We start from the raw sequence: 13,365 nt of genomic DNA on the forward strand, positions 1-13,365 counted from the left end.
AATTCGGGCAGACATTATGAAAAAAACTACCAAAATAATTTGGTTTGTCCATAGAAATCAAGTCGGGCTGCAGATTCTACCTTCGATCAGGTTTGGTCTTTCATTTCAAATTAGATTAACTTTGGACTCTTAACCACAAACTCCGAATATCAAATGAGTTATTTCGAAGAATTAGACAAAGAGATGGACCGCTATCTGGAAGATAACGCTTCCGAAGAGCCAGCGATCCTCAGAAAATTAAGAAAAGAAACTTACCAGAAAACAACGCAGCCTCATATGATCTCCGGATATTTACAAGGCAGATTGTTGAGTATATTGTCACATATCATTCAACCAAAAAATGTTTTGGAAATCGGAACGTTTACAGGTTACGCAGCGCTAAGCATTGCTGAAGGTTTGCCAAAAGATGGGAAGATTTACACGATTGATAAGAACGAAGAACTATCTTATATTCCAAAAAAATATTTTGCTGAAAGCGATTATAAAGACCAAATCGAATTCATTATCGGTGATGCAAAAGAAGAGATCAAAAAACTAGATAAAACTTGGGATCTAATTTTTATAGATGCAGACAAAGAAAGCTATCTGGAATATTTGCAACTCATCAAACCAAACTTGCGTTCCGGAAGTATCATCCTCATAGACAACGTGCTTTGGTACGGAAAAGTTCTTGAAAATAACCCGAAAGACAAACAGACAGAACTGATCAAACTTGTGAATAAAATAGTAACCGAAGATCTCGATTTTGAAAATCTAATCTTACCTTTGCGAGACGGATTGCACTTGATAAGAAAAAAATAAAAAATTCAGAGATTTAGTTATTTAGAAATTATTAGAATTCATTTTAATTTCTTAATTTTCTTAATCTCTAAATCCCTCAATCTATTATGAACAAAGGAATTTGCAATGTTTCCATCGCTCCGCTGAGAGCAGATTGCTCCGACAAAAGTGAAATCGTAACACAGCTTTTGTACGGCGAATCTGCCGATATTATTGATGTTTCCAATAACTGGACAAGGATCCGGACGCATTACGACAACTACGAAGCCTGGATGGATACGAAACAAATCACGCCTGTTTCAGACGAATATTTAGCATCAAGAAAAATCAACCTCATCAAAGAACCTTTCCAATCGACTATGACGGAAAGCGGACGAACATTGTTGTCAATGGGATCAGAAGTCACTTTCGAAACCAGTTCACCAACACGAGGACACGACCTCAGCGAAAGCATCGTGAACTGCGCCAAAGAATTTTTGAATGTTCCTTATTTGTGGGGTGGAAAAAGCTTTTTCGGAATCGATTGCAGTGGATTTACGCAGATTATTTATAAAATTCATGGGATTAAAATTCCAAGAGATACATATCAACAAGCAGAAATTGGAGAGGTTTTGACATTTATCGAAGAAGCGAAACCCGGCGATCTTGCGTTTTTTGAAAACTCGGAAGGTAGAATTATTCATGTTGGATTTATCCTTGCTGATCAAAAAATCATTCACGCACACGGAAAAGTGCGGATTGACAGTCTGGATTCTTCAGGGATTTTCAATAAAGATCAAAATAAGCACACGCATAAATTGAGGTTTATCAGGTCTTATTTTTAGCCTTATTTAATAAGAATATCAGCACTTCAAAAATTATAAAAAGCTTCCAAAATTGGAAGTTTTCATTTATTTGAGAATAAACCCGTTACATTAATTTCCGGATGGTGACTTCCTGCTTGATCTTTCCATAACTGAAAATATTAGCTATGATAATCGGAATAAAGATGACAGGGATCATTGTGTAAATACCAAATCCTCTGGTTACCGTGAAATAATTACAACCAATTACCAGTAGCACGAAAAATACCATAAAGCCAATAAACTGAGCTTTTGCTTTTTTAAGGGTTTTTAATAATTCTTCATTTGATAATTGTGATAAGTTGTCTGATTTTTTCATTTCGTAATATTTAATTATCTATTACAATTTGAAGTCCAACTTTACAGTGAAAAACTTTAGCGCTTGGTTAATCGGAACTGCAAAATTCAATTTGATAGAAATTCAGCTATTAAATCAAAACGGTGTCTTTTGAGAATGTGATATCAAACGAAAAAGCTTCCAAAATCAGGAAGCTTTCATTTTTTATTGAGAGAAATCAATTCAACAGATTCCTGCTTTTCATTTCTGCTTTTAGTTTATTAAAGTTTGTCATATTTGCGATCAGGATCGTAATAAAAACGATTGGCAAGACGCTAAAAACACCAAAACCTTTTTTGAGTGTAATAAAAACTGCAGTTCCAATTAATAAAATAAAAACGACGATAAAGCCAATAAAAATCCCTTTAGCAGTATTGTAACTTTTGATAAGTTGTTCATCATTCAAATGAGATAAGCTTTCTGAATCTTTCATTTTTATTAATCTTAAACTGATTTTACAACTTAAATTCCAGCTTCACATTGAAGAATCTTCCCGTCAATCTTACCGGAACGGGATAATATAATTGCGGCGAAGAATTCACGTCGCTGATCCATTGGTTTGCAATTGTATTATTGATATTAAATGCGTTGAAGATCTGAACGCCCAAAGTCAACTCTTTGAATTTACCCCAGAAGTTTCCACTCACTTTATTGTCTTTCTGATCGATGAAAACCTTGGTCAAACCAATATCAACTCTTTTGTAAGAAGGCAAAGTTTTCTGATAACGGTAAGCCGCTAAATAATCAGGCAAACCATTGGCATCAAATAAAACAGGCGTTCCTGACGGTAATCCGCTGGCGAAAGTCAACGTCAGATTTACCCTCATACTTGGGAATTTTGGCATATAATCCTGATAGAACATCGCAAATCTGAAACGCTGGTCAGTTGGTCTTGGGATGTAACCCATACCTTCAATATTTTCATAAACTCTGGCGTAACTGGCTGAAATGTAAGAATCGATTCCCGGCACAAACTCTCCAAACAATCTCGCATCCAACCCATAAGCATAACCTTCGGAATTATTTTTTCCGGAATACCTAACTCTCACATTATCCATATAATACGGAATCAGATTTTCCATTTTTTTATAGTAAGCTTCAGTTGTCAGCTTGAAATTTCTTTCTTTAATTTTAAATTCATAATCGTTGGCAAGAATGATCTGGTAAGATTTCTGAGCCTTGATATCTGAGTTGAATGCACCTGTCAGATCTTTAATTTCTTTATAAAATGGCGCCTGATAATAAACACCTCCTGCAACTCTGAACAACATATCCATATCCCAGTTCGGTTTGATGGCAAACTGTGCTCTCGGGCTGAATAATGTTTCCTTATTAAAACTCCAGTTTTGAATTCTCGCACCTCCATTTATAAAGATTCTGTTGCTTCCCCAATAGAATTTTTTGGAAAACTGAGCATAAGCAGAAACTCTTGTCGGATCGATGTCGTTTTGTCCAGCAATGTAATATTTTAGATTAAGTGCAGAAGTATCCAGATTTCCGGGAATTACAAAATCTCTTGGATTGCTGTAACCGATAGAATCTACAAACTGCCACTCATTCGTAAAATCTTTGATGGTTTCTCTTTCGTATTTCACACCGACTTCAAAATCAGTATTCACATCCGGAGAGAATTTTGTTCTGAACTGAGAACCTGCAACTCTGACTAATAAGTCATTTCTTGCGTGGTCTATCTGTCCGCCGGCATCATAGCCTGCAACAGGATTTCCTTCCTCATCAAAAGCTTCCAAAATATAGCCGGATGCAATGGAATAATATTCTCTTTCTCTGTTTTGATAAGCGAAATTATCGAGTGAAAAATGCCATTTCTTACTTGGTTTGAAGTTCACACTCACCGTTCCCATTATATTTTTGTACTGATCATCTTCCTGGCCGTTGTAGAAAACCGTCAGCTTCAAAGGCTGCAAAATACTTCCGAAATCCACTTCTTTTTCTTTTGGAACCATTTGGTAATCATTCTTTGCATAATAACCTAAGAACGACAAAGACCATTTATCATTGAACTGATAATTAAGATAAGTCTGCACATCCATATATCGCGGATTGAAGTCTGTATCTTCATTCAAAGTATTAAGAACGAGATTCGTATTTCTGTAACGTCCGGAAATTAATCCTGTGAACTTCTTATCCTTTGATGCAAAACCAGTCGTCAGTCTTCCGCCAATCAAACTCGCTTCTCCGGAAACTTCAAATTTCTCAGGCTGTCTGTAATAGATATTCAATGCAGAAGACATTTTATCGCCATATCTTGGTTCAAATCCACCGGCAGAAAAGTTGATCGTAGAAACCATATCCGGGTTCACAATACTCATCCCCTCCTGTAAAGAATTTCTGATTAAGAATGGACGATAAAGTTCAATATCATTAATGTAAATCAAATTCTCATCATAACTTCCGCCTCTTACCATATACTGCGAACTCAATTCTGCATTGGAGTTCACGGAAGGTAAAGTTTTCAAAAGCCCTTCTACACCACCAGCCAAAGAGGCAACTTCTCTCGCTTCTTTTGCAGAAATCTCAATAGAAGTGATATCGTTTGTTTTGAATTTTTCTTTTTTCTGAAAAACAACTTCCTGAATTTCTGTAGCGTTTACAACAGGCAGAAAAAGCACATTCACATTCTGAGTCTTCGGTGTTGTCTTGATGACTTTGGAAAAATCTTTGAAGTTTTCTTTCTGAACCGTCAAAGTCTGCTCAGTGTCGGAAAGTGGCACTCTAATGAATCCATTCTTATCGGTCTGATAAGTTTGATTGTTGTAAGTCACGTTTGCTTCGGAAACTGTTTTTCCATCCTCGTCCAGAACTTTAAGATTGATTTGCGAAAATGCTGTAATCGAAACCAACAAAAAGAGTATAAGATATATTTTTTTCATAAAATTATTCAACAAATTTACTTTCTTTAAAAATTTTTCTCCATTCTTCGACAAATTCATCAGAAAACTTGTCTGTTTTTAATGCAATGATATTTGCAAATAAATCACTTTTACCTTTAATCAAAAAATAAATCTGAGATTCTTTATCATTCGAATTTTTATATGAATCAGATTCACATTTAAAAATTAAATATCCATCTTTAGCATTATCATTTTTATCCAATTCTGTATACTTAAAACCTTTAGTTTTTTCCTTTAATCCCTTTACAATAAGATTTTTAAATTGATCAATAGAAACGCTGTTTGCATTTTTCACGACAGACATCGTCGCAATAATATAATAATTTTCCCAGTTTTGACCATTAGGAATCCACTCTCGCAGAATTTGACGAGAATCTTGTTGATCATTTTTTAAAACTAGCTTGTATTTTTGTGGAAAATTAATGACTAAGGAATCTCTCTTCTGAGAAAATGCCAAAACGGGCAGAAAAAAAAGAATGAAGAGAATATAGTTTTTCAAAGTTGTAATTTTTTTCGATTTATATTTTTAAAATTGAATCTTGGGAATGGCAAAAATAACAATTAATCTAAAGAACGAAAGAATATTTATAATTGTTATGCAGAAAAGTGATTAGTTTCAGAATATTCCTTTCTCAATTATGAAAAATTAAGTAATTATTTAAAATTATGCGCCAGAACGATCAAGAAAAAAAGTCCGGAATTACCGGACTTTAATTTTTATAATATCGCTTCTCTTATTCTTGTCAGTTTCCCTAGCAAATCATCAAGAAGATCCAGCTTCAGCATATTGGCTCCGTCCGATTTTGCAATCGAAGGATCCGGATGTGTTTCTATGAATAAGCCATCTGCACCAACTGCGATTCCAGCTTTGGCAATGGTTTCTATCAATTCCGGACGTCCACCTGTAACTCCTGAATTTTGATTAGGTTGTTGCAAAGAATGCGTCACATCCAAAATTACCGGAGAATATTCTCTCATCGTAGGAATCCCGCGGAAATCTACAACCAGATCGCTGTAGCCAAAAGTATTACCTCTTTCAATGATCGCCGTTTTATCGTTTCCGGAATCTCGTACTTTCTGAACGGCAAATTTCATTGCTTCAGGAGAAAGAAACTGTCCTTTTTTCAGACTTACTGCTTTCCCTGTTTCTGCAGCAGCAATCAAAAGATCTGTCTGTCTCACCAAAAATGCCGGAATCTGTAAAACATCAACATATTCTGCCGCCATAGCAGCATGCGCGTTCTCGTGAATATCCGTAGTTGTAGGGATATTGAAGGTCTCTCCTACTTTTCTAAGGATCTTCAAAGCTTTCTCGTCGCCGATACCTGTGAAAGAATCCACACGGCTTCTGTTCGCTTTTCTGAAGGAGCCTTTGAAGATGTAAGGAATATTATATTTATCAGAAAGTTTCACGATGTGCTCTGCAATCTGTAAAGCCATTGTTTCGTCCTCAATAGCACAAGGTCCAGCAATCAGGAAGAAATTTCGGGAATCTTTGTGATGAATGTTATCTAGATATTGTATCATTATTTTTTTGATTTTTAATTGTGAATTTCAGAGAAGAATTATTCTGAAATATGAATACAAATATACGGATTTTAGAAGAATTCTTTCCATAGTTTTGGATCGTAAGAACTCCAATTAATGAAATTTTTCATTATACCAGAAACCCAGCAAAGTGGTTCTGCGGAGTCAATCTCTACAAAAAATATTTAGTTTCTTAAAGAATGACAAAACTGAATGTGATCAGAACTTTTTTATAATCTTCTCAAACGTATTCACATTCCGGCTTGTCATTTTGTCCTTAAGGCTTTTTTTGCCTAGGATTTTCCCGAAAGTCGAGTTTAATGTCTGTCCTTTCGGAACGTGCCAATAGAAAATATTATTGACAATTTTTCCCTGTTCGCCTTCCTCTTTTATTGCATTTTCAAATTCTTCTGATAGAACTTCTTCGACTTTTTCACTTCCTAGAAAGATATAATTGTGAAAGTTTTCTTTTACAGGAAACGGATCATTTTTGAAAATATCATTGATCTCTTTTTCATCTTTTATGAACAAAAAAGCATCGTAACTGAAATGTTCTGACATTGCTTTTTTCAGAATATTTTTTAATTCAGAAGCACCTTTGTCCGACTGAAACAAAATATTTCCGGAGGCCAAAACCGAAGAAACATTTTCCATTCCAGTATCAGAAAAGACTTGGCAGACATCAGACATTTTCATGTTGGTTCCTTTGACATTGACACCGCGGAGAAAAGCACAGAATTTCATATTTGATTATTGACTGTGAAATTACAATTTAAATTTTTGACTAAATAAAAACGTCCCGAAAATTTCGAGACGTTTGAATAATTTATTGTGTGACCTTCATCAGTTGTTTGGTGATCTGATCCATCTTTTCGGCTTCATAAGTCGTGTCATAATCTTTCATAATATCGAAGAGATAGGAGTAGAAAGAAGTGACTTGTTGCACATCATCTGCCTTTTTGAAAGCTTTCTCTTTACCCATTTCCTGAAGATCTTTGATGAATACATTGAATCTCTTATCGATGACATTCAGTGAGTTTACGAGATATGCATAACCTTTTTCTTTCTGTCCGATTTTGCTGTAAGCATCAGCAACTGCTCCTACAACAAGAGAATATTCCATTGGTTTGGTTTTCATTTGGCGACCTGCGTAAACCTGAAATTTCGGAGATAATCTTGTGTAATAATCATACTCTTCAAAGATTCCTTTCTTGAGATCTTCTGCTAATTTCAGACCTTTTTGTTCCTGTCCTGCAACAATGTAAGCATAAACAATTGAACTCAGAGATCTCGGATCATTGTATTTTGAAACCGGAATTTCGCGGTTTGCCAAATCAAGAATTTCGATGGCTTTTTTCTTCTCGCCTTTCAAGACCAAAGCTTCTGCTGCACGGCTTGCGGATGATCTGTAGCTCACGATATTTTGGGTACAAGTCTCATCGAAATGTGTTTTCAGATGTTTGAAATTGCCCCATCTGTAATTTTTTACAATATTATAAAGTTCGTCCGCATTTACCATTCCCAATTCGCCATCTACAGATTCCTCAGTTTTGATCGGAACCAGTCTGTAGCTGTGGCCATCATATTTCAAATAATTGGAAAGAAAAAACAGGTTGCTTGGGTCGTAGATTCCACCGCTTGAGAAGTTGATCGGACGTTTCCAGTCGAAGTTGGCAAGAATATCCATCATCAGCATATTATTTTTGAACATACTTGATCCTTTATAATCGATGATGATCTGTTTCTCTGCTTTCTGAGCTTCAGTTGGTGTGATAATTCCAGATTTGATGGCATTATTGATATTAACAGGAAGAACAAATTTGGTAACCGGAAGGAAATTAAATTTCTCAAAACGCTCGTCTCCAAAAATCATTTTTATGATTTCATCTTTCTCCGGCGATTTCATTTTGAGGAAGTTAACCGCTTCTTTCAAGGTCATAGAATCCTGAGTCAGATATTTTCTGAAAGCTGCAAATTCGGTATCTGGCGCACCCTGATCTTTCATATTAGAGAAGATATTGTTCCAGTCGTCCTTTGACATCATATAAACCTGATCATTGGAACCTTCACGGTAATCTTCGTGTGTCAAAGTTGACGGAACTCCCATTGCATCGTAGGTTCTTCTTTTCACCTGATCAATATTCCAAGGTGTGGAAAGCAAGGTAAAGTTTACCACTTTTACATCGCGACGGAACTCCTCAGTTTCCTGAATGGCCCAAACCGGATAAGTATCATTATCCCCATAAACGAACATAATGTCATTCTTCGGCAATGATTTTAAACTTGAATAAGCATAATCATACGCTGCATATCTCTCGCTTCTGTCGTGAACATTATAGTTCTGGAAGCCCATCATCAATGGAACACCCAATAAAATTACACCTACCAAAACCTGAGCGCCTTTGCTCTTCACTTTTTTCTGAAGCAGCCAATAGATTGCGGCAACGCCAAGTCCGATCCAGATTGCAAATGCATAAAAGGAACCAACCATTGCGTAATCTCTTTCACGTGGTTCGAAAGGTTTCATTCCTGTGTAAAATACGATCATTACACTCGTTAAAATGAATAATGATAATACGGCGTAGAATCTTCCGAAGTCTCTGTTCAATTGAAAGAAAAACCCGAGTAATCCTAATATTAATGGCAGCATAAAGAATTTCACAGTACTTTCATTCTGAAATTTCGCAGGCATTTCAGCCTGGTCGCCCCAAAGATTATTATCAATAAATGGAATCCCTGTGATGAAGTTTCCGTTGGTGTTTTCCATATGACCTTCGACATCGTTCTGTCTTCCGGAATAGTTCCAAAGCAGATATCTGACGAAGTAGAAATAATTCTGGAATGTGATAAAATAATCAATATTCTGAGCCAAAGTAGGACGCTGAACATTGATCAATCCGAATTGTTTCGCTTTCAAATAATCGTCCATTTTGATGGTTCCGTTCTCGTATTTCTGGCGAAGCTCGTCAAAAAATTGTTTAGCTTCCTGACTTTCCGCAACTTGTTCATTTCCGTAATTGAAAGTGAAATCCGGTGCGCCGTACATTGAGATGTAATTTGGCATCACCGATTTGTCCTCGCTAAACATTCTTGGAAATAAACTGACTTGCTCAGGATTGAAAACATAATTGAACTTCTCTCCCACAAGACGGTAACGTCCTGTAACAGGATCTTTCTCATAAGTATCTCCTGTTTTCTGAGTTTTGTAACTTCCGTCTTCATTTTTGAGAATTCCGTTTGGATCCAGATAAGCGGTGTAATTTTGTCCATATATTGTTGGCCAGTCTCCGTATTGTTCACGGTTGTAGTAATCCAGCATTCCCAAAGCATTATCGGGATCATTAAGGTTCATTGGCGGATTTGCAATCGCTCGAATTGGGATTACCAACCAGCAAGAGAATCCAATCATCATATAAACTACTGAAAGTGCAATCGTCTGATAAAGAGATTTTCCGGTTTTTCTTGTATAAGTAATTAATAAATAACAAAGTACAATCAAAATAATAAAAGCAAAAACTGTCCCCGAGTGGAAAGGCAAGCCTAAACCATTCACGAAGAATACTTCAGATTTTCCAAACAAAGTCATAATAACCGGGAAAATAATTTTGAAGACAATGACTAATATTAATAAAGTCACAGCGTTGGCAATCAAAAATGATTTCCAGGTGAACTTGTAATTTCTTGTGTAATAAATCAAACAAACTGCCGGTAAAGCCAGCATACACATCATGTGAACCCCGACAGACAAACCGATTATGAAGAACAATAAAATGATCCAACGCTCATTGTCTTTCTCGAGATATTCGTTTTCCCATTTCGTAATCAGCCATACAATTAATGCAATAAACATACTTGCCATTGCATAAACCTCGCCTTCTACTGCTGAGAACCAAAATGAATCTGAAAATGTGAAACACAAAGCTCCTACTGCACCCGCAAACAGAGTTGCAATCTCTTCTGCAATCGTAATATTTTCGAATTCTCTGTTTAACAACCTTCTTACAAGATGTGTTATGGTCCAGAATAAAAACAGAATGGTAAAAGCACTGCATAAAGCAGACATTGCATTGATAACAAGAGAATAATGCTGCCCATCACCAAATGCGAACAAAGCTACAACGGCTCCAATCAGTTGAAAAAGAGCTGCTCCCGGAGCATGCGTCACCTCCAGTTTAACGGCTGAAGAGATATATTCTCCGCAATCCCAAAAACTGAAATTAGGCTCTATGGTTGATAAATAAGTAATGAATGCAATTGCAAAAACAACCCATCCGAGAATGGTGTTCCATTGTTTAAAAGTCCAGTTCTTCATATTGTAACAAGAAATATCGGCGAAATTAGCATTTTTGATTTAGTTATCGACGTTTTTAACAAAAATTAAACTTTAGAAATTATATAAAATGCAGAATTATATCGGATTAATTTACAATATATCAGACTCATACCATATTAATGTATCAAAACTAAAAAACATTGCAATTTTTTTTTTATTTTTGCAGACAGTTTTTGAGAGAAAAATGATATAAAATGACGAATGTATACGATAATATTCTTGGTTTGATTGGCAACACCCCGTTGGTCAAATTGAATCACGTTACCAAGGACATTCCTGCGACAGTATACGCTAAGTTGGAGTCTTATAATCCAGGCCATTCTACAAAAGACAGAATTGCCCTTCACATCATAGAAAATGCAGAAAAAAAAGGCTTTATAAAACCTGATTCTGTTATAGTTGAAACCACGTCCGGAAATACCGGATTTTCTATCGCAATGGTTTGTATTGTAAAAGGTTACAAATGCATCCTTGCTGTAAGTGATAAAACGAAAGCCGAAAAAATTGCTTATCTGAAGGCTTTGGGTGCAACAGTTTATGTTTGTCCTGCTTCTGTTCCGGCAGATGATCCGAAATCTTATTATGAGGTTGCAAAAAGAATAGCGAGAGAAACGCCTAATTCGGTTTACATCAATCAGTATTTTAATGAACTGAATATTGATGCACATTACCAGACAACTGGTCCTGAGCTTTGGAATCAGACTGACGGAAAAATCACGCACGTTTTCGCTTGTACAGGAACTGGAGGTACACTTTCCGGAACTGCAAAATATTTGAAAGAACAAAATCCTGACATCAAAGTAATCGGTGTTGATGCTGACGGATCTATCCTGAAAACTTACCACGAGACAGGAAAAATCAATAAAACAGAAATCCATCCTTATCAGATCGAAGGTCTTGGGAAAAACCTGATTCCAGGTGCTCTTCTCTTCGATAAGATTGATGAATATGTAAGAGTAAATGACGAAATGTCAGCTTACAGAACCCGCGAAATTGCGTTGAAAGAAGCGATTATGGGCGGTTACACAACTGGCGCAGTTACTCAGGCTTTGATCCAATATGCCAATTCCCACGAATTCAAAGGTGATGACTTGGTTGTCTTAATTTTCCCCGATCACGGTTCACGCTACATCACCAAAGTTTACAGCGACAAATGGATGGAAGAGCAAGGCTTTATCAATAATTGTTTCCACAATTACGATGAGATCTTCAAAACAGAAATTATCAAATAATAATTCAAAATATTAATAAACCTTTTGGAAGACGAAAGGTTTTTTCAGTAAATCAAAAAATATCAGTTAGAAAAATGGACATTTTTGAAAGAATAAAACAGAATCCAGGTCCTTTGGGACAATTTGCAGATTATGCAGAAGGCTATTATATTTTCCCAAGACTGGAAGGTCCGATTGGCCCGAGAATGAAATTTCAGGGAAAGGAAGTGATTTTCTGGAGTGCCAATGATTATTTGGGACTTTGCAACCATCCGGAAGTTTTGGAAGCGGATGCAAAAGCGGCTGCAGAATACGGCATGTTTTATCCAATGGGCGCAAGAGCAATGTCTGGCGAGACCGATCAGCATTTGCAGTTGGAGAGAGAATTGGCAGAATTTGTTCAGAAAGAATCGGCATATCTATTGAATTTCGGTTACCAGGGAATGGTGTCTTGCATCGACGCTTTGGTTTCCAGAAATGACGTGATCGTTTACGATGTAGATTCTCACGCATGTATCGTGGACGGCGTTAGATTGCACTCTGGGAAACGTTTTACTTACAGACACAACGATATTGCAAGTTTTGAGAAAAATCTTCAAAGAGCCCAAAAAGTAACTGCTGAAACCGGAGGCGGAATCCTGGTGATTACAGAAGGAGTTTTCGGAATGAGAGGTCAGCAAGGGAAACTGAAAGAGATTATTGCGCTTAAAGAAAAATATGGTTTCAGAATTTTGGTGGATGATGCGCACGGATTCGGGACACTTGGTGCAACTGGCGCTGGCGCTGGAGAAGAGCAAGGTTGTCAGGACGAGATCGATGTTTATTTCTCAACTTTTGCAAAATCTATGGCTGGCTTCGGCGCTTTCCTTGCGGGAAACAAAGAAATTATCCGTTATCTGAAATTTAACCTTAGATCCCAGATCTTTGCAAAATCTCTGACAATGCCAATGGTAATCGGAGGTTTGAAGAGATTGGAGCTTCTGAGAACAAGACCAGAGATCAAAGCTAAACTTTGGGAAAATGTTGAAAAACTACAAGGTGGACTTAAAAAAATCGGATACAATCTTGGAGATACCAATACTTGTGTAACACCCGTTTTCATCCAAGGAGGTCCTGTAGAGGCGATGCATTTGGCGAAAGATCTGAGAGAAAATTATGGTATTTTTACATCCGTTGTTTCTTACCCCGTGATTCCAAAAGGAATGATCTTATTAAGGTTGATTCCAACTGCATCTCACACAGATGCTGAGATCAATGAAACTTTGACCGCTTTCGAATCAATTTATGAAAAACTGGCAAACGGTTACTACAAAGATTTGGCAGACCAGCAAATGAAAGAACAGAACTTGCAGTTTAAAGAGATTTAAATTTCGATTTTAATAAATATAAAAACTCCTGAACTTAATTTGTTCAGGAGTTTTTT

The 13,365-nt window shown here is 36.5% G+C and carries 11 protein-coding genes; 4 read left to right on the forward strand and 7 right to left on the reverse strand.

What is annotated here, in order from left to right:
• The first annotated feature begins 153 nt into the window (after positions 1 to 153).
• Positions 154 to 801 carry an O-methyltransferase gene (locus tag OPU68_RS16770; RefSeq protein WP_498475099.1) on the forward strand — a complete coding sequence of 216 codons (648 nt, stop codon included), beginning with the start codon at positions 154 to 156 and terminating at the stop codon, positions 799 to 801.
• 86 nt (positions 802 to 887) lie between these two features.
• On the forward strand, positions 888 to 1,604 hold the full coding sequence (locus tag OPU68_RS16775) for a C40 family peptidase (RefSeq protein ID WP_498475100.1): 717 nt from the start codon (positions 888 to 890) through the stop codon (positions 1,602 to 1,604).
• Positions 1,605 to 1,689: 85 nt separating this feature from the next.
• Here OPU68_RS16775 and OPU68_RS16780 read toward each other — a convergent pair whose 3' ends face one another.
• The 7 genes from OPU68_RS16780 to OPU68_RS16810 all read right to left on the reverse strand — a co-directional run bounded on the left by OPU68_RS16780 (position 1,690) and on the right by OPU68_RS16810 (position 10,710).
• Positions 1,690 to 1,941 (reverse strand): hypothetical protein, encoded by a 252-nt coding sequence (locus tag OPU68_RS16780; RefSeq protein WP_498475101.1) that lies wholly within the window; start codon positions 1,939 to 1,941, stop codon positions 1,690 to 1,692.
• A gap of 196 nt (positions 1,942 to 2,137) precedes the next feature.
• Entirely contained in the window at positions 2,138 to 2,392 is a 255-nt protein-coding gene (locus OPU68_RS16785) for a hypothetical protein (protein WP_498475102.1), read from the reverse strand.
• 22 nt (positions 2,393 to 2,414) lie between these two features.
• Entirely contained in the window at positions 2,415 to 4,850 is a 2,436-nt protein-coding gene (locus OPU68_RS16790) for a TonB-dependent receptor plug domain-containing protein (protein WP_498475103.1), read from the reverse strand.
• Between the two features lie 4 nt (positions 4,851 to 4,854).
• On the reverse strand, positions 4,855 to 5,370 hold the full coding sequence (locus OPU68_RS16795; RefSeq protein ID WP_498475104.1) for a hypothetical protein: 516 nt from the start codon (positions 5,368 to 5,370) through the stop codon (positions 4,855 to 4,857).
• Positions 5,371 to 5,588: 218 nt separating this feature from the next.
• Positions 5,589 to 6,398 carry a 3-deoxy-8-phosphooctulonate synthase gene (kdsA, locus tag OPU68_RS16800; protein ID WP_498475105.1) on the reverse strand — a complete coding sequence of 270 codons (810 nt, stop codon included), beginning with the start codon at positions 6,396 to 6,398 and terminating at the stop codon, positions 5,589 to 5,591.
• Between the two features lie 219 nt (positions 6,399 to 6,617).
• Positions 6,618 to 7,142 (reverse strand): DUF1697 domain-containing protein, encoded by a 525-nt coding sequence (locus tag OPU68_RS16805; RefSeq protein WP_498475106.1) that lies wholly within the window; start codon positions 7,140 to 7,142, stop codon positions 6,618 to 6,620.
• Positions 7,143 to 7,224: 82 nt separating this feature from the next.
• Positions 7,225 to 10,710, reverse strand: coding sequence for a glycosyltransferase family 117 protein (locus OPU68_RS16810; protein ID WP_498475107.1), 3,486 nt, complete (start codon positions 10,708 to 10,710; stop codon positions 7,225 to 7,227).
• A gap of 215 nt (positions 10,711 to 10,925) precedes the next feature.
• On the opposite strand from OPU68_RS16810, the gene OPU68_RS16815 reads away from it, so the two are divergent.
• Together OPU68_RS16815 and OPU68_RS16820 are read left to right on the forward strand one after the other, a co-directional pair.
• Positions 10,926 to 11,963 (forward strand): PLP-dependent cysteine synthase family protein, encoded by a 1,038-nt coding sequence (locus tag OPU68_RS16815; protein ID WP_498475108.1) that lies wholly within the window; start codon positions 10,926 to 10,928, stop codon positions 11,961 to 11,963.
• Positions 11,964 to 12,037: 74 nt separating this feature from the next.
• Positions 12,038 to 13,309 carry an aminotransferase class I/II-fold pyridoxal phosphate-dependent enzyme gene (locus tag OPU68_RS16820; RefSeq protein ID WP_498475109.1) on the forward strand — a complete coding sequence of 424 codons (1,272 nt, stop codon included), beginning with the start codon at positions 12,038 to 12,040 and terminating at the stop codon, positions 13,307 to 13,309.
• Positions 13,310 to 13,365: the final 56 nt, after the last annotated feature.

This window comes from Chryseobacterium sp. TB1-D10 (assembly GCF_059803555.1).